The following is a 19,032-nucleotide window of genomic DNA, read 5'->3' on the forward strand; positions in this document are numbered from 1 at the left end:
ACTTTGCAACCACTCACCCACGGCTTGGGGTTACTATGATTTCACCTTAACGGGAACAGCAGGCCGGCATCACCGTACCCTGCCGCAAACCGGAATATCCTTTCGGGGCGCCCCACAATCGCCACACTTTAAGAGAGTGACCGGGCGGGGAGAGCAAGCCAAAAGCTTGCCAAGGGCACAAAAAGCCAGCCACTTGAGGCTGGCTTTGGTGTTTCTGGCGATCAGGCTTTGGGAAGGGCGGCGATCACCGAAATCTCCACCAGCAGCTCGGGGCTGGCCATGGCGGCCTCCACGCAGGCCCGGGCAGGGGCATGACCGGCGGGTACCCAGGCATCCCATACTCGGTTCATCTCGGCAAACAGGCTCATGTCTTTTATATAAATGGTGGCGCTCAGCAGATGCTGGCGGTCGCTGCCCACTTCAGCCAGCAGAGTGTCGACCTTGGCCAGCATGGTACGGGTTTGTTCGCTAATGCCCTGGCTGCGATCTTCGGCCACCTGGCCGCAGAGATAAACGGTGTTGTTGTGGATTACGGTGCGGCTCATGCGCTTACCGGTGTGGTGACGTATCGGGGTCATGTTGTCTCCTGCAAAAAAGTCATACCGCCGTGCATGGGCACGGCGGTTAAGGTCAGGGTTTGGGTTGATCTGTGTTGCCCAGGTTGGCCAGCTCCTGCAGAGTCAGCGGCTTAATGGGAGAGCGAATACGGTAATACCCCACCTCCGCCGGAGTGGTCTGGCGAGTATCGGCAATAATCTGTGCCACCGTCAGGCCGCACATGCGACCCTGGCAGGGCCCCATGCCAACCCGGCTGAAGGACTTGGTCTGATTGGGGCCGGTACAGCCCAGCTGGGCAAAGCGGCGAATGTCACCGGCAGTGACCTCTTCACAACGGCATACCAAAGTGTCGTCGGAAGGCGTAAGAAACTCTTTTGCGGGCTGGTAGAGCACATCTAGAAACGGACGAATGGCCAGTAGGGGGGGCAGGACCCGGTGGACTGGGTTTGCCAGCCGATCCCGCTCCTGCTGGTTAAGGTTGCCAAGCTGATGAGCTACCTGCCAGCTGGCAAGACGCCCCGCCTGCTCGGCGGCAACAGCACCGCCGATGCCCGCGCCATCACCAGCAATGAATATGCCCGGAACATCAGTCTCACCCCAGGCATCGGTGACAGGGCGCCAGCATAGCTGTTGTTCATCCCACTGGTGGTCAATACCAATGGACCGGCTCAGCTGCACATTGGGCACCACGCCCTGGTGCACCAGCAGGCTGGTGGCATCCAGTGTCTGCGCCTTGCCCTTATGGCTGAAGTGTACCCGGGCCAGCCTGCCGTCTGCGCCGGCTTCGGCCCGCAGGCCGCTTACTCGGCTCAGGCAGGGGACACCCGAGCCCTTGAGCCTGGCCATGTAGTCGAGTCCCTTGAGCAGCATTTTCCAGCCGCGCAGGGCACCACCAATATGACGGCCGGCCTTGAGGTAGTTTTCTCTGGGGGTGGTGTCGAGCACGGCGGCGAGCTCGACACCGGCCCGGTGCAGTTGCAGCGCAATCAGCAGCAGCAGCGGGCCGCTGCCGGCCAGCACCAGAGGCGCTGGCGGTGTCAGGCCGCTGGTCTTGAGCATGATCTGGGCGGCGCCGCAGCTCATGACGCCGGGCAGCTGCCAGCCGGGAAAAGGCACCGGGCGCTCCTGGGCGCCGGTGGCCAGCAGAATTCTGCCGGCACGCAGGGTGCGGGCCTGGCCTCCGGCCGAAAAGCGGACTTCACGCTCGTGGGTGATTTCCCACACGGTGGCAGAAGGCAGGTAGTCCACACTGGCCTGGTGAAAGGGCGCCAGCAACCGGCAACCATGGTAATAATCCGGCCCCAGAATGCGTTCATCCCGCGGGGCGGGTGCCGAGATGGCACGGTAGATCTGCCCGCCGGGCGCGGCCTGTTCATCCAGTACGGTAACGGTCAGGCCCTGCTCGGCGGCGGCAGTGGCGGCGGCCATGCCGGCCGGGCCGGCGCCCACGATCACCAGGTCATACTGCTTCATGAAAGTCTCCCACTGTCATCTCACGGGCGCCCGACTGACGACGCACCTTCATGCCTTCGGCCACCTGCACCATGCAGCCCTGTACATTGGCCAGGCCATCCACCTCTACCAGGCACTCGAAACACACACCCATCATGCAGTAAGGGGCGCGGGGGCTGGCGGACACCGGCGTGGTGCGTGACGGTATGGCGCCGGCGGCGAGCAGGGCGGCGGCGACCGAATCGCCTTCGCGGGCGGTAAAGGGCTGGCCGTCAATCTCAATGGTGACGGTACCGGCGGATGCCGTCTCCAGCCGGTTAAAGGGGGAATCGGTCTGCACTGAACGCCTCCAGGGAAATCTCGATGTCTTTGCCAAGCAGCCAGTCGACCAGGGGGCCGGCGTGCACGGCGCCCAGGGTGACGCCGCTGTGGCAGGTCACCACATAGGCGCCGGGATATCGCGCCGACTGCTGATAGATGGGGTAGCCGTCCGGGGTCATTACCCGCAGCGCGCCCCAGGCGCGGATCAGGCGAACCTTTTCCAGCACCGGGTACATGCGGATGGCGCGGGCGGCAATAGTGCCGATTTCCTCGGCGGTGGTGCCGGTGTCCAGGCCCACATCCTCCTTGGAATCGCCCAGCTGGACCGTGCCTTCGCCGGTCTGGCGAACATGGCCGGTGGGGTAGTGGATAAAGGGCTTGAGCCGCTCGGTGATCAGCACCTGCCCCCGGTTGGGCTCCACCGGTGCATGCAGGCCCAGTTGCGGGGCCAGTGCCTTGTTGCCGAGGCCGGCGGCCAGTATTACCTTACCGGCTTTCAGGCGGGCGTCCTGCAACCGTATTTCAAAGCCGCCTTGCACCGGCTGAATATGCTGTACCGGCTGGCCATTGATCAGCCGGCCGCCCCGGACGGCAAATGCCTGGTGCAGGGCACGGAGCAACAGCAAAGGGTTGAGGTGGCCATCCATGGGAGACCAGGTGGCGCCGGCGATGTCGGGGCCCAGTGCCGGCTCCTTTTCCTGCGCCTGGGCGGCGGTGAGCACCTCAAAGGGATAATCGCCGCCGGCATCCTGTTGCATTTTGGCCAGCATGTCGGCCCGTTGCTGCAGGCTGACCTGATCCAGGCAAACGTAAAGGCCGCCGTTCTGCTGCAGTTCGATATCGATGCCGGTATCCTGCTGCAGGTCGCTGGCCAGCTCAGGCCAGAGCCGGGCCGACAGCCGGGTAAGCCGGGCATAGTCGGGGCAGGTATCACCCTTGCCCTGAACCCAGACCAGGCCGAAGTTGCCCCGTGAGGCTCGCAGTGCCTGATCGCCCTCATCGAAGACGGTGACCGTTTTACCCTGACGCAACAGGCCATAGGCCAGGGACATGCCCACCAGACCGCCGCCGATGATGGCCACATCGGTATCGTGGCGGTTGGCAAGGTTGCGAACCGACATCGTATTCTCCTTTGGCAAATAAGAAAGCCGGGCCGGGAAGGCCCGGTGGGTGTTACTTGAATTGGGTCAGAACCTGCTCGGCCCAGTCCTGGCCGATGTCTTTCATGATCTCGGGCCAGATCTGCTGACGGGCGACATCGGCATAAGCATTGATGTCAGCATCGGTCACTTCCACGATGGTGGCGCCGGCCTCGGCCAGGCGCTGCTCGTAGGCGGCCTGGTCGGCCCGGGCAGACTCCCAGCGGCGTTGTTCAAAGGCCTGGGCGGCTTGATCCAGGGCGGCGCGTTCTTCGTCATCCAAATCCGCATAGCGCTCGGCATTGATCTGCAGGAACCACACCTCGAAGTGGGTGTTGAGCGGCACATAAGACTTGGTCACGTCGCGGAAGGAGGCGTAGTAACCCTCGGCGCCCGAGCCCATGACACCGTCCACCACGCCGGTCTGTACCGCGGTAAAGGCTTCGGAGAAGGGCAGCGGCGAGCCGATATAGCCGGTGTTGTCGGCCAGCAGCTGGAACGACTTCATCGGCGGTACCCGCAGCTTGACGCCCTTGTTGTGGGCCGGATCGGTCACCTGTTCTACCTCCTTGCTGAGGGCGATGCCGCCAAAGTACACCGGCCAGGCGGCCAGCACCTTGATATCCTGCGCCTGGTACAGCTCATCAATGGTGGTACGCAGCGGTGAGCCCGGGGTATAAGCCGCGCGGGCGTCGTCCCAGTTTTTCACCATGTAGGGCATGTAGATCACCTGGAAGCGCTTGTCGGCACCGGCCGAAGGGGGCTGCACCGCCATATCGATGGCACCCAGGCTGACCCGCTCCTGCACCACGGTGTAGTCGCCCAGGGCGTTGGCCGGATAGACCTTGAGCTTGAGCGAACCATCGGTGGCGGCTTTCAGCTCGTCGGAGAGCTGATGCACGTCCTGGTCGATGGCGGTGCCCTGGGGCCGCACATGGGAAATCTTCAGGGTGGCGGCTTCGACGGCGGTGCTGGCCAGGGTCAGGGCCAGCAGCAGGCTCTTGGCCAGGGTGCTGTATTCAATCCGTGTTTTCATCGTCATTCTCCTTGAGGGTTAGTAGCCAAACAGGGCTGGAATATATTCGGACAGGTCGGGCCATACCGAGACCAGCACCACCACCGGCAGGTAGCCGAACAGCAGCAGGATCATGGCCGGCTTCACCACCTGGGTGAACGGCACCTTGCCGATGCGAGCCCCCATGTAGAGGATGCTGGCGTAGGGCGGGGTCACGCCACCCATGGCGGTGTTGACGCCCATGATGGCGGCAAACTGCACCGGGCTGACGCCCAGTGCCGACATCAGCGGCAGCAGCAGAGGCGCGGTCAGAATGATGGCGGTGACGTCGTTGACTACCATGCCGATCAGGAACAGAAACAGGTTCACCAAGATCAGCAGCATGACCTTGTCGGTGGTGATCTCAAAGATGGCATCCACCAGCGCCTGGGGAATGTCTTCCATCACGTAGATCTGACTCAGCATCAGGCTGAACAGCACCATGATCAGGATGGCGCCCACTGCGGTGGCGGATTCTTTACCGGACTCGATAAAGGTACGCCAGGTCAGGCCCTTGTAAATCATGAAGCCCACCGGAATGGCGTAGATAACGGCAATGGCCGCGGCTTCGGTCGGGGTCATGATGCCGCCGTAGATGCCGCCCAGAATGATCACCGGCATCAGCAGTGCCGGCAGGGCATGCACGGTGCGGGACGCACCCTCGCGGAGCACCTCGTTAAAGGGCTTGGGCTCGTCCAGCACCAGCGGGAATTTACGCGCCATGACCAGGTTAACCAGGGCGAAGTTGAGCATGATCAGCAGGCCCGGCCCCAGGGTGGCGAGAAAGCTTGCCAGAATCGAGGTTTCGGTGACCCAGCCGTAGACGATCATGGTGACGCTGGGCGGGATCAGCAGGCCCAGAATGGAGGAGTTGGCGATCAGCGCGGTGGCATAGGCGCGGGGGTAACCCTGGCGTTCCATTTCCGGGATCAGCAGAGGGCCGATGGCGGCGATGCCGGTCAGGCCGCTGCCGGAGATGGCGCCGATAATGGCGCAACTGAAGGACGCCACCACCCCCAGGCCGCCGCGAATACGGCCGACAAACAGGTTCACGAATTTGAGCAGGCTGCCGGCGATGCCGCTGACGCTCATCAGGGTGCCGGCAAAAACGAACAGTGGCACGGCCAGCAGTACCGGGGTGGCCAACTGGTTAAAGCCCCACAGCATGGTGCCCTTCATGGTGGCGTCGCCGACCAGGGTCATCACCATCAGGCCGGCGCCGAAGCAGTAGGGTAAGGGTACGCCGATGGTGAGCAGCAGCACCAGCACGGCAAAGGCCAGAATCGCGATTTCAACCATGGAACTTTTCTCCTTTCCGTTCTTCCGTGAGCAGACTGAACTCGGTGACTTCGGCCGGTTCCGGGATAGTGTCGACAGGGTGGGCCTCGCCGCCGGTCATCAGGGTGCGCAGGTGCTTGAGCAGATGCCAGCCGACATAGAGGGTCATCATGACCAGGCCGAGGAACAAGGCGGCCTCGTAGATGATGGTGGGAATGTAGAGGGTGGGGCTTTCCTTCCAGACCCGGTTGGCATACTTGAAGTAATCCCAGGCCCACCAGGTCAGCCAGCCGGAAATAATCAGGCTGATGGTTTCGGCGATCGCGGCCAGCCAGTAACGGGCCCTATCGGTTTTGAGGAACACCTCGAGCACATTGGCCCGTATCTGGGTATCTTCCCGGGAGGCATTCACCGCCCCCAGTATGTACAGCCACATGGTGGGGAGCAGGGCCATTTCTTCCAGCCCCATCAGTGGTGTTTCAAACACATAACGGGAGATAACCTGTACGGCCTGGAAGCCGGCCACTGTGGTGATCAACAGTGTCAGTGTGTATTTGAATACCGTTTCCATAGTTTTGTCCTTGTGCGGTTCATCCGCAGAAGCCGGCAAACACTGCGTTTTCTGCGTATTGGTTATTTTGGATTCACTTAAAAATAACAACAAATCGTTTTATATGGCCTTTGCATAACAAAATGTTATTCTAAAGTATCGCTGTACGTGGAGGTGGAGCCATGGGCAAGTTGAGTTTCCGGCAGGTGGAGGCGTTTCGGGCGGTGATGATCGCCGGCACTACCACGGGTGCCGCAGAGCTGCTTTATATTTCCCAGCCGGCGGTGAGCCGCTTGCTGAATGATTTCGAAGCGGCGGTGAAGGTGAAATTATTCGAGCGCCATCACAAACGGCTGGCACCGACCCCGGAGGCATTACTGTTGTTTGAAGAGGTCGAGCGCTCCTTCGTCGGCATCGATCGGTTGGCCAGCATGGCGGAAGAGTTACGGGATTTTCAGCGCGGCAGCCTCAAGGTGGCGGCCATGCCGGCCATCGCCCTTGGTTTTTTGCCTCGAGTGATGCAGCAATTCAGCCAGTCCCATCAGGGGATAAACCTGACCCTGCAGGTGCGCAGCTCCCAGCAGGTGGCGGACTGGATAGCCACCCAGCATTTTGATGTGGGCATTGGTGCCATCAATGTGGCGGATCCGGCATTGGCGGTTGACGTATTGGCGGAAGCCGCCCTGGTGTGCGCCCTGCCGGCTAGCCATCCGCTGGCCAGAAAGGAGATGATCGTACCGGAAGATTTGCGGGATCAGCCCTTTATCTCTTTGGGACCGGAGCAGAGTGTGCGCTACAAGGTAGACGAGGCTTTTGAACAGGCCAGGGTCAGCCGTCAGCTGGTGTTTGATACCCAGTTGTCACACGTGGCCTGCGCTTTTGTGGATGCCGGCTCGGGAGTGGCTCTGGTCGACCCGATCACCGCCCTTCACTTTCAGTCCCCCAACCTGGTGTTCCGTCCCTTTGAACCCTGGGTGTCGTTTTCCTACCACCTGTTGTATCCGGCTCATCGAGCGCGCTCCCGGGCAACGCTGGAATTCAGTGAACTGCTGCAGCGGGAACTGCAGCGGCTCACCGAAAACGCCAATGGCCTGATTCGGCTCAGGGGCTAGGCAGAATGTCCTGACAAGGCCGTTCGGATCATAGAATTCGGCCGGATTGCAGGCGGCGGATCAGCACCGCTACCGACTTGGAGGTGGGGGTGTGGCTGTCGTCGCCGGTGCTGTGCAGCGGCACCAGCGGGTTGGTCTCCGGGTAATAGGCGGCCACGTTGCCATCGGGAATGTCGTAGGGCACTACCTTGAAGCCGCCCACTCTGCGCTCCACGCCGTCATGCCAGAGCGAGATCATCTCCACTACGTCGCCTTTGTTCAGTCCACGCCGGCGAATTTCATCCGGGTGCATAAACACCACCATGCGCTGGCCATACACGCCTCGATAACGGTCATCCATGCCATAGATGGTGGTGTTGTACTGATCGTGAGAGCGCAGTGTCTGCAGGGTCGACACCACCTCGCCGTTGGCTGCGGCGGGCAGCAGTGCTTCTGGAAGGGGCTCGGCGGCAAAGTTGGCCTTGCCGGTAGCGGTGTGCCAGCAGTATGCGGCGGCACTGTTGCCCAGATAAAATCCGCCCGGTTGCTGCAGCCGTTCATTAAAGTGCTCAAAACCGGGAATGGTGGCGGCAATGTGATCGCGAATGCGGTCGTAATCGTCGGCCAGTGCCGGCCAGTGCACCGGCTTGCTACCCAGGGTGGCCTGGGCCATGCCGGCAATAATGGCGGTTTCCGAGCGCTGGTGCGGGCTGTTGGGGGTGCCTACGCCCTGAGAAGCGTGCACCATGCTGAAGGAGTCTTCCACGGTAATAAACTGCGGTCCGCTGGCTTGCACATCGGCCTCGGTGCGTCCCAGGCAGGGCAGGATCAGCGCTTCCTTGCCGGCCATCAGGTGGCTGCGGTTGAGCTTGGTGCTGATCTGCACGGTCAGGTCGCAATTGGCCAGGGCTTCGGCGGTGGCATTAGTGTCGGGAGCGGCGGCGGCTATGTTGCCGCCAAGGGCGATAAACACGCGGGCGTGGCCGTCGAGCATGGCCTGAATGGCGGCCACGGCGTTATGGCCAGGACGGCGTGGCATGGGCAGGTCGAAATGGTGCTCCAGCCGCTCGAGAAAGGCCTCATCGGGCTGCTCGTTAATGCCCAGGGTGCGGTTGCCCTGCACATTGCTGTGGCCGCGCACCGGGCACAGTCCGGCCCCCGGGCGGCCAATCTGGCCGCGCAGCAGTTGCAGATTAACCAGCTCGCGAATGGTGGCCACCGAGTGCTTGTGTTGGGTAATGCCCATGGCCCAGGTACATATCACCCGCTCGGCACCGGCATAGACCTCGGCGGCCTGTTGAATCTGCGCTCGGTTCAGGCCCGACTGTTGCTCAATGTGCTGCCAGGGGGTGGCTGCCACCTGTGCCATGTAGTCGTCCAGGCCCTGCGTGTGTTGGGCGATAAACTGCCGATCCAGCAGTCCCGGCTCACCCTTGGTCAGGGCCTCGGCGTCCCATTCCAGCAGCAATTTGACCATGCCCCTGACCGCCGCCATGTCGCCGCCCAGACGCGGACAGAAATAATGGCTGGAAATGCGTGAGTCCTTGGGGGTGAGCATCTCCACCGGACTTTGCGGATCGGCAAAGCGCTCCAGCCCACGCTCCTTGAGGTTGTTGAAGGTCACGATGGCGGTGCCCCGGCGAGCGGCGTTGCGCAGGCTGTGCAGCATGCGCGGATGGTTGGTGCCCGGGTTCTGGCCAAACACAAAAATGGCGTCGGCCTGATCAAAGTCCTGCAGGGTCACGGTGCCCTTGCCCACGCCAATGGCCCGGGTCAGGGCCACGCCGCTGGCCTCGTGGCAGAGGTTGGAGCAGTCGGGAAAGTTGTTGGTGCCAAAGGCCCGGCCAAACAGCTGATAAAGATAGGCGGCCTCGTTGCTGGCCCGGCCCGAAGTATAGAGTTCCAGTTGATCAGCATGGTCCAGCCGGTTCAGGTGTCGGCCAATCAGCGCGAAGGCGTCGTCCCAGGAAATGGGCTCGTAGTGGTCGGTGTCCCGGTTCAGGTACATGGGCTGCTCAATCCGGCCCTGATATTCCAGAAAGTAATCACTCTGCCGGCGCAGCCGGCTGACCGCGTGCTGCTTGAAGAAGGCTGGGGTGACGCGGCGGGCGGTGGCTTCCCAGCTGATCGCCTTGGCGCCGTTCTCACAGAAGGAAAAATGTTTGCCCTGTTCATCGCCCCAGGCACAACCGGGGCAGTCAAAGCCTTTTACCTTGTTGGCGCGCAGCAGGTTGCGAATGTTGGCGGCGGGTTTTTTGCTGCCCAGCACGAAGCGGGTGGTGGACGCGAGGGCGCCCCAGCCGCCGGCGGCGGCCTTGTAATTGCTGATTTTCTTGGTCATGACACTGTGTGATGGCTGGATACGGAATAAACACGGGGGCCCTGCCGGCGAGTCAGGTGCAGCAGGTTAAGGCCGGCGCCTTTGGCCTGGTGCACGGCCAGTTCGGTGGGAGCGCCCAGGGTGATCAGGGTGGGCTGGCCGGCGCGTACCATTTTCTGCACCAGCTCTATGCTGCAGCGGCTGGTGATCAGCACCATACCCGGTTGACCCGGGCCGTGGCGATGGTGCCAGCCCAGCAGTTTGTCGAGGGCATTGTGCCGGCCCACGTCTTCGCAGGAATGAACAATGCTGCCCTCGGCGTTGGCGTAAAAGGCCGCATGCAGGGCGCCACACTCCTGCCCCAGGGGTTGCCAGTCGTTCAGCTGCCGGAGCAGCGCCTCTACCGAGGCCAGGGCCGGTAACGGGGTTGGGGACAGGGCGGGGAGCTCGGGCACCGCCTGCTCCAGAGATTCCAGCCCGCACAGGCCGCAACCGGTGCGACCTGCCAGGCTGCGCCTGTGCGCCTGCCAGCGGTAATGGCAGCCGTTGGACAGGGTAACGTGGGCTTCCAGCGCCCGGCCGGCACGGGAAAACTCCAGGTCATGGATTTCCCGGTGATGGCGAATAATGCCCTCGCTCAGCAAAAAGCCGGTAACGAAGGCGTCCAGCTGGTTGGGGCTGACCATCATCACCGCATGGCTGACGCCGTTCAGCACCACCGCCAGGGGCACTTCGCTGACCAGGGCATGGCGGTCGCCGTCGGTGGTGGCGACAAACTGGTAATCGGGCAGGGTATCGGCATCGAGCATGGCGCTATCCGGGCTGAGGCAATGCCCCCAGTGTAAGGAGCCGCGGGCGGGGTTTCTAATTGAAAGATTCGATATTCTGAAAGATATGATTTATTAAAGAGCGAAGTATCGATTTTAAATTGTGATGAAAGGCGGCCCTTTATGGACATCAGGCAACTGAACTACCTGTGCGCCCTGGCCGAGCACCGCCACTTTGGCCGTGCCGCTCAGGCCTGCTGTGTGACCCAGCCTACGCTGTCGATGCGGGTGCGCCAGCTGGAGCAGGAACTGGGGGTGGTGCTGGTGCACCGGGGCAAGCAGTTTGAAGGCTTTACCCCGGAAGGCGAGCGAGTGCTGGCCCGGGCCCGGGCCCTGCTGGGCCAGTATGACAACCTGCGCCTGGAAGTGGACGCCATGAAAGGCCGGCTCACCGGCACGGTGCGATTGGGGCTGGTGCCGCTCAGCTGCATGGATCTGAGCCCGGTGCTGGCCCGGCTGCGTCAGCGTCATCCCGGCATTGGTTTTGAAATCAATGACATGACCGCCGATGCCATTCTCAACGGACTGAGTCACAACACCCTGGACATTGGTGGCGGCTTTTTCGAGCCCGAGGTGTTGTCCCGCTTTGACAGCCTGGCGCTGCCCGAGCAGGGGGTGGTGCTGGCCTTTGGCCCCGACTGGAGCGAACGCCTGCCTGCTCGTCCGAGCCTGGCTGATCTCGCAGCCCTGCCCCTGTGCCTGCCCAGGCCGGGCATGTATTTTCGCCGTTACCTCGAAACCTGTTTCGAGCGCGAGGGGGTCACCCTGCAGCCGGTGCTGAGTTCCGACTCGGTGTACCGGCTGATGCACTGGGTGCGCGCCGGTCTCGGCTGTGCCCTGATCCCGGCGGGCAGTGCGCTGTTTGATGAGCTGCCCGGAGTGCGCTGCCGGCCGCTGGCCATGCCGGCCATGGCTCGGGTCGGAGCTCTGGTGATGCGCAACGATGGCCAGGCCAGCCTGCTGGCCCAGGGCTTTTTTGAGGCCGCACAGGAGGTGTGGCGGCAACGCTAGGCCGGCGCGCGGGCCGGAATGATGTTCTATGCTTGAACTTCAGCCATTCGGAGTAATGGCGAGGCAGGCGGCTGTTTATCATGGTGCTGACGCTGATGATGGCCGGGCCGTGCGGTTTACGTGCTCTTCAGAACAGTTCATCACCAGGATACGCAGGGAAATGCGAGCTCAAAAAAGACAGGATGATCAAGCGTCCGTCGTGTCCATGCTGTTGCAGGACCAAGGCGGGGAGTGGCGCAGGTTGTGTGAGCAGGCCACCGGAGTGGCCGGGGCTGACGACGCCTGCTTCGTTTTCTTTTCTTCCACAACCCCAGGGTTGCCCCATGTGCCCGGAGGCGGTTTTCACGGCTGGGCGCCACCCCATTACGCGGCGGCGGGACGACAGCCGGGGGACGAGTGGTTGCGCCCCTGTCGCGAGCTGCACCTCGACAGCGACGCCTTTTATGCCGTCGTGCCGGCGGAGCGGGGCGACACTCGCGGCTTGCTGCTGTTGCTGTATGGCGAGGCCAAGGTGCCATGCGAACAGGGGGAGCTGCTGGCGCTGCTGGCCGGGCACGGTGCCCTGCTGTGGCGGGAGCAGGAGCAGGCTCAAGTACGGGCGCGGCCCGAGTTGTCGACCGAACGACTGCTAAGCCGGTTGAAACCCCTGTTTATGAATGCCCCCATTCTGGTCAACGGCTTTGATCGCCATGGCCGCTGTATTCTGTGGAACGACGAGTGCGAGCGGGTCTTTGGCTGGCGTTTTGAGGAGCTGCAGGCCGAAGTCTCTCCCATCAGCGTGTTTTACCCCGATCCGGAAGACCGGCGTCAGGTCATTGCCACCTTTGAGGCGCCCACCGGCTGTGAGTTTCGTGAATGGCATCCGGTGGATCGGGCCGGTCGCAGGCTGACCACGCTGTGGGCCAATATAGTGCTGCCCAACGGCGACATGATCTGCGTGGGGCACGACATCACCGAGCAGCGCAAGCTGGAAAACCAGCAGCGGCTGGCGGCCAGTGTGTTTGACTCCTGCTATGACGGCATCGTACTGACCGACGCCGACAACCGAGTGCTGCACGTCAATCCGGCCTTTACCCGCATCACCGGATATTCAGCAGACGAAGCGCTGGACAAGCCCGCGGCCCTGTTCGGGCTGGATTCCCATGAGATTCCGCTGCCGGCGCAGGAAGGATCGCCCCGGCACTGGCAGGGCGAGTGCTTTATTCAGCGCAAAAACGGCAGTGAATGCGCCCTGTTGCTGGCCATCTCGGTGATTCGGGACAAGGCCGACAAGGTGCAATACCATGCCCTGGTGCTGACCGATATCACCCTGCTCAAGGAGCACGAGGCCGAATTGCGCCGGCGTGCCCTCTACGATCCCTTGACCCGCATTCCCAATCGCCAGCTGTTCAGCGAACTGCTCGACAAGGCCATGGCCGCGGCGGATCGCAGCCAGACCATGCTGGCGGTGTGTTACCTGGATCTCGATGGTTTCAAGCAGGTGAACGACACCCTGGGGCACGCCGCCGGCGATCAGCTGTTGATGGAAATGGGCCGGCGCATGGAGCTGGTGCTGAGAAACTGCGACACCGTGGCTCGTCTGGGTGGCGACGAGTTCGCCCTAATGATAACTGGCCTGCATCACGAACTGGAGTGCACCGAGATCCTTGACCGGGTGCTGGCCGCCATCGACGTGCCGGTGCGGCTTGACGGTCATCAGGCGCGGGTGAGCGCCAGCATTGGCGTGTCGGTCTATGACAAGGATGCCAGCGATGGCCAGACCCTGCTGCGCTATGCCGACAAGGCCATGTACGAGGCCAAGAAACAGGGCAAGCGCCGCCACCTGTTTTTTGAGCCGGTGCTGCACCTGCAGGAACAGGAGCGTTATCGCCTTTACCAGGAGTTGCGCCAGGCCCTGATCAACGACGAATTTCTGCTGCACTACCAGCCCAAGATCGATCTGTTCAGCCGGCACATGATCGGGCTGGAGGCGCTGTTGCGCTGGCAGCACCCGCAAAAGGGCCTGCTGACCCCGGTGGAGTTTATGCCGGCGGTGCTCGACAGCGACATGGAGTTTGAACTGGGTCAGTGGGTGATTCGCCGGTTGTTACAGCAGATGACCGCCTGGAGTCAGGCCGGCCATGACTACTGCGCCAGCTTCAACGTCAGTGCCGGTCAGCTGATGCATGAGGAGTTCTTCAGCAACCTCACCTACTTACTGAGCCTCTATGCCTCGGTGGCGCCGGAGCGACTGGAGCTGGAGTTTCAGGAAAGCGCGGTGCTGGAAGACGTGCAGAAGGCGGCGGCGGTACTGGAGCAGTGCCGGGACCTCGGGCTGGTGATTTCCCTCGACAACTTTGGCTCTGGCCACGGCTCCCTGGTGCACCTCAACCGGCTGCCGGTGGACATCATCAAGATCGATCGGCGCTTTATCAACGAGCTGCTGGCCGGCTCCGATGAAGCCAGCATGGTGGAAGGGGTGGTGCAGCTGGCTTCGGCGTTGCGCATGCTGGTGCTGGCAGAAGGCATGGAGCAGCCGGAGCTGAGTGATCGCCTGCAGCAACTGGGTTGCCACTATGTGCAGGGCTACGGCATTTCCCACCCGCTGCCTGCCGAAGAGGTGCACCAGTGGCTGGCGGAGTGGAACCAGCGGCTGCGGTTGCAATAGTCTTTAATAACAAAAACCCCGGCCGAGGCCGGGGTTTTTAGTGAAGGCGCCGTGGCTTACAGTTGCGGGCCGGCGGCCACCAGGGCCTTGCCCTCGGCGGTGTCGGTGAACTTCTCGAAGTTGTTCACGAAACGCTGGGCCAGATCCTTCGCCTTGGTTTCCCAGTCGGCGGCGTCGGCATAGGTGTTGCGCGGATCCAGAATGGACGCGTCTTCCACGCCTGCCAGCGCGGTGGGAATGGCCAGGTTGAAGTAAGGCAGTTCAACAAACTCGCTGTTCTCGATGGAGTCGTCGAGAATGGCGTTGATGATGGCGCGGGTGGCCTTGATGGAGATGCGCTTGCCGGTGCCGTTCCAGCCGGTGTTGACCAGGTAGGCTTCGGCGCCCACGGCGTCCATGCGTTTGGCCAGTACGTCGGCGTACTGGGTCGGGTGCAGGCTCAGGAAGGCCGCGCCAAAGCAGCTGGAGAAGGTCGGGGTCGGCTCGGTGATGCCGCGCTCGGTGCCGGCCAGTTTGGCGGTGAAGCCAGACAGGAAGTGGTACTGGGCCTGATCCCGGGTCAGTCGGGCCACCGGCGGCAGCACGCCAAAGGCGTCGGCGGTCAGGAAGATCACCTTCTTGGCGTGACCGGCCTTGGACACCGGCTTGACGATGTTATCGATATGGTAAATGGGGTAGGAGACCCGAGTGTTCTCGGTCTTGGAACCATCGTCAAAATCGATGCTGCCGTCTTCCCGTACGGTCACGTTTTCCAGCAGGGCGTCGCGGCGAATGGCGGCGTAGATTTCCGGCTCGTTTTCCTTGCTCAGCTTGATGGTCTTGGCATAGCAGCCGCCCTCAAAGTTGAACACGCCGTCGTCGTCCCAGCCGTGCTCATCGTCACCGATCAACTCACGGTTGGGATCGGTGGACAGGGTGGTCTTGCCGGTGCCGGACAGGCCAAAGAAGATGGCCACGTCACCGTCCTTGCCTACGTTGGCGGAGCAATGCATGGAGGCAATGCCCTTCAGCGGCAGCAGGTAGTTCATCATGGAGAACATGCCTTTCTTCATTTCGCCGCCGTACCAGGTGCCGCCGATCAGCTGCACCCGCTCGGTCAGGTTGAAGGCCACGAAGTTTTCGCTGTTCAGGCCCTGTTCCTGCCAGTTGGGGTTGGTGCACTTGGCGCCGTTCATCACCACGAAGTCCGGCTCGAAATTTTGCAGATCTTCTTCGCTGGGGCGAATAAACATGTTTTTAACAAAGTGGGCCTGCCAGGCCACCTCGGTAATGAAACGCACCGCCAGGCGGGTGTCGGCGTTGGCGCCACAGAAGGTATCGACCACGAACAGACGCTTGCCGGACAGCTGCTGAGTGACCAGGCCCTTGAGCTGCTCCCAGGTTTCCTGGGTCATGGGCTTGTTGTCGTTTTTGCCCTGATCGGCCCACCACACGGTGTCACGGGTGGTGTCGTCACGCACGATGTACTTGTCTTTGGGTGAGCGGCCGGTGAACACGCCGGTATCCACGGCGACGGCGCCCAGGCTGGTTACCACGCCTTTCTCAAAGCCTTCCAGATCGGCGCGGGTTTCTTCTTCAAACAGCTGCTCGTAGGAAGGGTTGTAAAGCACGTCGGTGACGTCGGTAATACCGTAGCGGGACAAGCCGAGTTGTTGCGCCTTGGGCGTCATTGTTCACTCCTGGATAGGTACAGAGGGGTTGTTGGTTATTCGTTTTTTTGAAATCCAAGCTTAGCAACAACAGAATGTTAATTAGGGGATCTGCTTCAAATTTTATAATTTTGCGAAACGAATTAAGGAGAGGTGGGTAAAATTGGCGTGATTTATGCTGTGTTATTGTTAATTGGCTGTGTCTTTATTTTGCCTTATGCGCGCGGGGCAGGGCAAGGCGGGGAAGGAAAAGGCCGTGGCCGTTGAAAATAGGGCGAGGCCGGCAACCGGCCTCGCCCGTGATCATCAATGCACCGGCTTAGTGCAGGGTCTGGCCAAACAGATTCTGCACGTCGCTGCCGTCAAAGCGGTAATGACGGCCGCAATAGTCGCAGTGCATTTCAATATTGCCCTGCTCCTGAATAATTTCCATGGCTTCTTCCTGGCCCACCTGCAGCAGCGCCTGTTCGCACTTTTCCTTTGAACAGGTGCACTGAAAGCGTACCGGCTGCGGATCGAACACCCGTACCGCTTCCTGGTGATAGAGCCGGTACAGGACTTCCTGGGCGTCCAGCTGCAGCAGCTCTTCCGCCTTGACGGTGGCGGTGAGTGCCTCCAGGTGGGCGAAGTCGTCGCGTTGGCTGGCGTCGTCGCTGGGCAGGGCCTGCAGCAGCATGCCGGCCGCCGCCGGCTGGCCGGTCAGGCCGGTAAACAGCCAGATGCGGGTGGGCAGCTGCTCCGACTGGGCGAAATAGTTTTCCAGGCTTTCGGCCAGTGAGTTCTCATTCAGTTCCACTATACCCTGATAGCGCTCGCCGTCATTCGGCGTGATGGTGATGGCGATATAGCCCTTGCCCACCAGGTCGGCCAGCCGAGAGCTGTCGGGCACCTCGCCCTGCCAGCGCGCGACTCCCCGCAGGTGCTGGTTGTGATCGCCGTTGATCACCGCCAGGCTGACCGGGCCGTCGCCCTGCAGCTGCACCGTGATATGGCCTTCGAACTTGAGGGTGGCGGTGAGCAGGCTGGTGGCGGTGAGCAGCTCGCCCAGCAGGCGCTGCACCGGCACCGGATAGGCCTGGGCCTCGAGGATCTGCTGAAAGCTGTGCTGCAGTTGCACCAGCTCGCCACGCACCTGGTAGTGGTCGAACAGATAACGGTGAAGTTGATCGGGTTTGCTCATAATGGATCCTGTTTCGGCTCAGTTGCCCTGCTTGATTTTGAGCAGGGTACGTCTCTCTTTCTTGTCGGGCCGGCGCTCGGGGCTGGGGGCAAACTGGCTGCTGAGCCTGCGCGCCTCGCTGTTGCGCTGCCGCTGTTCAATGCTTTCTGGTGTTTCCCGGTAGAGCTGTTGTGCCAGCTCGGCCTTGCCGCGCTTGTCGGACAGGGCCTGCACCACTACTTCCCGTTCGTCGTGCCCCTGACGCAAGCGAATGACGGCACCGATTTCCACCGGTTTGCCGGGCTTGGTGCGCTGACCGTTGTAGTGCACCTTGCCGCCGTCGATCATTTCCCGGGCCAGGCCGCGGGTCTTGTAAAAGCGGGCGGCCCACAGCCATTTGTCCAGCCGCACGGAATCCGTTTTTCCGTTCATGGTACTCGCTCTCGTCAAAACCGTGCTCACGATTATATCAGATGGCCCGCTTTGGCATGCAAGCGCAAGCAAATCTCCCATTGTGTTCATTCTGCGGCAGACGTTGGCCGCCAGTTGCGATAACCTCATGTCAGGGCGAGTCAAAAAACGGGACGGGCCATGGCCGACAACAAGCAAAAACCCCAGATACTGCATACCGAACTGGTGGCGGAAAGCCGCCTGTTTCGCGTGGAATCGGTACACCTGCGCTTCAGCAACGGCGTTGAGCGAGTCTATGAGCGCATGCGTGGCGGCGGTCGCGGTGCCGTCATGCTGGTGCCCATGCTGGACGACGACACCATTTTGTTGATTCGGGAATACTCCGCCGGCACCCACAGCTACGAGCTCGGGTTTCCCAAGGGGCTTATCGATCCCGGTGAGACCGCCCTGGAGGCGGGCAACCGGGAGCTGATGGAAGAGGTGGGTTACGGCGCCCGTACGCTTGTCCCGCTCAAGCAGGTCAGCCTGGCCCCCGGTTACTTTGGCAGCCGCATGGACATTCTACTGGCACGGAATTTGTATCCGGAACAGCGGGAAGGGGACGAGCCCGAACCGCTGGAAGTGGTGCCCTGGCCCCTGAGCCGGCTGGACGAGCTGATGGCCCGACCCGACTTTTCCGAGGCGCGCAGCATCTGCGGCCTGTTTTTATTGCAGGACTGGCTGAATAAAGAGGAATAATCATGGATACCAGTGCCCTGTTGCCGGGGGTAAAGGCGGCAGCCCGTGAGGCCGGCAGGCTGATCCTGTCAATGTATAACAGCGGCGAGTATCAGGCCGAAAGCAAGGACGACGACAGCCCGGTAACCAGCGCCGATCTGGCCGCCCATGCTTACCTCGACCAGGCCCTGCGCGCCCTGGCAGACGTGCCGGTATTGTCGGAAGAAGGCGGCGACATTCCGCTGTCCGAGCGCTGCACCTGGCCCCGCTACTGGTTGGTGGATCCGCTGGATGGCACCCAGGAGTTCATTGCCGGCAGCGGTGACTTCTCCACCATGATCGCACTGATTGAACACGGCAAGCCGGTACTGGGGGTGGTCTATGGCCCGGTACACGATCTTATGTATTACGCGGTGCATGGCCAGGGGGCCTTCAAGGAGGCCAATGGCGAGGTCATCCAAATCCACGCCCGGCATTATGCCGCCGACAAGCCGGTGGGCAGCCTGTGCATTGCCATCAGCCGACGGCAGAACGTGGACTGGGTGCGTTCCCGGCTTACCGACGATCTGGACTATCGCCTGCTGCCCCTGGGCTCAAGCTCGCTCAAGTCGTGCCTGGTGGCGGAAGGTGAGGCGGATCTGTACATACGTATCGGCCCCACCGGCGAGTGGGACACCGGCGCCACCCAGTGCATTGTGGAAGAGGCGGGGGGACGCATTCTGGATCTGGGACTGGCGCGGCTCAGCTATAACGAGCGCGACAGCCTGATCAACCCCAACTTCATCACGCTGGGGGACGAAGGCCTGCCCTGGAGCCGGATTCTGCGGGGGAAAGCCTGAATACAACAA

At 61.8% G+C, this 19,032-nt stretch carries 17 protein-coding genes; 5 read left to right on the forward strand and 12 right to left on the reverse strand.

The features are described 5' to 3' along the window. Positions 1–221: 221 nt before the first annotated feature. The 7 genes from OJHNALOF_RS02215 to OJHNALOF_RS02245 are packed head-to-tail and all read right to left on the reverse strand — an operon-like array spanning position 222 to position 6,373. Positions 222–578 carry a RidA family protein gene (locus tag OJHNALOF_RS02215; RefSeq protein ID WP_165661027.1) on the reverse strand — a complete coding sequence of 119 codons (357 nt, stop codon included), beginning with the start codon at positions 576–578 and terminating at the stop codon, positions 222–224. Positions 579–630: 52 nt separating this feature from the next. Next, entirely contained in the window at positions 631–2,031 is a 1,401-nt protein-coding gene (locus OJHNALOF_RS02220) for an NAD(P)/FAD-dependent oxidoreductase (protein WP_165661028.1), read from the reverse strand. Further along, complete coding sequence (locus tag OJHNALOF_RS02225) at positions 2,018–2,350, reverse strand: (2Fe-2S)-binding protein (RefSeq protein WP_165661029.1); 333 nt, start codon at positions 2,348–2,350, stop codon at positions 2,018–2,020. The genes OJHNALOF_RS02220 and OJHNALOF_RS02225 overlap by 14 nt, the downstream gene beginning before the upstream one ends. Then, positions 2,328–3,452: an FAD-binding oxidoreductase gene (locus OJHNALOF_RS02230; protein ID WP_165661030.1), complete on the reverse strand. Its 1,125-nt coding sequence runs from the start codon at positions 3,450–3,452 to the stop codon at positions 2,328–2,330. Before OJHNALOF_RS02230 ends, OJHNALOF_RS02225 begins: the two co-directional genes overlap by 23 nt. Before the next feature lie 52 nt (positions 3,453–3,504). Continuing rightward, positions 3,505–4,506: a TRAP transporter substrate-binding protein DctP gene (dctP, locus tag OJHNALOF_RS02235; RefSeq protein ID WP_165661031.1), complete on the reverse strand. Its 1,002-nt coding sequence runs from the start codon at positions 4,504–4,506 to the stop codon at positions 3,505–3,507. A gap of 18 nt (positions 4,507–4,524) precedes the next feature. After that, positions 4,525–5,823: a TRAP transporter large permease gene (locus tag OJHNALOF_RS02240; protein ID WP_165661032.1), complete on the reverse strand. Its 1,299-nt coding sequence runs from the start codon at positions 5,821–5,823 to the stop codon at positions 4,525–4,527. Continuing rightward, positions 5,816–6,373 carry a TRAP transporter small permease gene (locus OJHNALOF_RS02245; protein WP_165661033.1) on the reverse strand — a complete coding sequence of 186 codons (558 nt, stop codon included), beginning with the start codon at positions 6,371–6,373 and terminating at the stop codon, positions 5,816–5,818. Before OJHNALOF_RS02245 ends, OJHNALOF_RS02240 begins: the two co-directional genes overlap by 8 nt. A gap of 161 nt (positions 6,374–6,534) precedes the next feature. On the opposite strand from OJHNALOF_RS02245, the gene OJHNALOF_RS02250 reads away from it, so the two are divergent. Further along, positions 6,535–7,464, forward strand: a complete 930-nt coding sequence (locus OJHNALOF_RS02250) for a LysR substrate-binding domain-containing protein (RefSeq protein WP_165661034.1) — start codon at positions 6,535–6,537, stop codon at positions 7,462–7,464. Positions 7,465–7,492: 28 nt separating this feature from the next. Here OJHNALOF_RS02250 and OJHNALOF_RS02255 read toward each other — a convergent pair whose 3' ends face one another. Continuing rightward, positions 7,493–9,784, reverse strand: a complete 2,292-nt coding sequence (locus tag OJHNALOF_RS02255; RefSeq protein ID WP_165661035.1) for an FdhF/YdeP family oxidoreductase — start codon at positions 9,782–9,784, stop codon at positions 7,493–7,495. Next, positions 9,781–10,572: a formate dehydrogenase accessory sulfurtransferase FdhD gene (fdhD, locus tag OJHNALOF_RS02260; RefSeq protein ID WP_165661036.1), complete on the reverse strand. Its 792-nt coding sequence runs from the start codon at positions 10,570–10,572 to the stop codon at positions 9,781–9,783. Before fdhD ends, OJHNALOF_RS02255 begins: the two co-directional genes overlap by 4 nt. 141 nt (positions 10,573–10,713) lie before the next feature. Between fdhD and OJHNALOF_RS02265 the strand changes: the two genes are divergently transcribed. Both OJHNALOF_RS02265 and OJHNALOF_RS02270 read left to right on the forward strand, forming a co-directional pair. Further along, positions 10,714–11,601 (forward strand): LysR family transcriptional regulator, encoded by an 888-nt coding sequence (locus OJHNALOF_RS02265; protein WP_165661037.1) that lies wholly within the window; start codon positions 10,714–10,716, stop codon positions 11,599–11,601. A 205-nt stretch (positions 11,602–11,806) separates the two neighbouring features. Then, positions 11,807–14,248 (forward strand): bifunctional diguanylate cyclase/phosphodiesterase, encoded by a 2,442-nt coding sequence (locus OJHNALOF_RS02270; protein WP_240919627.1) that lies wholly within the window; start codon positions 11,807–11,809, stop codon positions 14,246–14,248. Positions 14,249–14,304: 56 nt separating this feature from the next. Here OJHNALOF_RS02270 and pckA read toward each other — a convergent pair whose 3' ends face one another. From pckA to hslR, 3 genes are all read right to left on the reverse strand, one after another. Further along, entirely contained in the window at positions 14,305–15,918 is a 1,614-nt protein-coding gene (pckA, locus tag OJHNALOF_RS02275; protein ID WP_165661039.1) for a phosphoenolpyruvate carboxykinase (ATP), read from the reverse strand. A gap of 298 nt (positions 15,919–16,216) precedes the next feature. Continuing rightward, positions 16,217–17,077 (reverse strand): Hsp33 family molecular chaperone HslO, encoded by an 861-nt coding sequence (gene hslO, locus OJHNALOF_RS02280; RefSeq protein ID WP_165661040.1) that lies wholly within the window; start codon positions 17,075–17,077, stop codon positions 16,217–16,219. A gap of 18 nt (positions 17,078–17,095) precedes the next feature. After that, complete coding sequence (gene hslR / locus OJHNALOF_RS02285) at positions 17,096–17,488, reverse strand: ribosome-associated heat shock protein Hsp15 (protein ID WP_094201143.1); 393 nt, start codon at positions 17,486–17,488, stop codon at positions 17,096–17,098. A gap of 159 nt (positions 17,489–17,647) precedes the next feature. Here hslR and nudE point away from each other — a divergent pair, with 159 nt between their 5' ends. Together nudE and cysQ are read left to right on the forward strand one after the other, a co-directional pair. Beyond that, positions 17,648–18,205, forward strand: coding sequence for an ADP compounds hydrolase NudE (gene nudE / locus OJHNALOF_RS02290; RefSeq protein ID WP_094201142.1), 558 nt, complete (start codon positions 17,648–17,650; stop codon positions 18,203–18,205). Continuing rightward, positions 18,205–19,023 (forward strand): 3'(2'),5'-bisphosphate nucleotidase CysQ, encoded by an 819-nt coding sequence (cysQ, locus tag OJHNALOF_RS02295; RefSeq protein ID WP_370462287.1) that lies wholly within the window; start codon positions 18,205–18,207, stop codon positions 19,021–19,023. The genes nudE and cysQ overlap by 1 nt, the downstream gene beginning before the upstream one ends. Positions 19,024–19,032: the final 9 nt, after the last annotated feature.

It is taken from the genome of Oceanimonas sp. MB9, from assembly GCF_011319775.1.
In the GTDB taxonomy this organism is placed as follows: Bacteria; Pseudomonadota; Gammaproteobacteria; order Enterobacterales; family Aeromonadaceae; genus Oceanimonas; species Oceanimonas doudoroffii.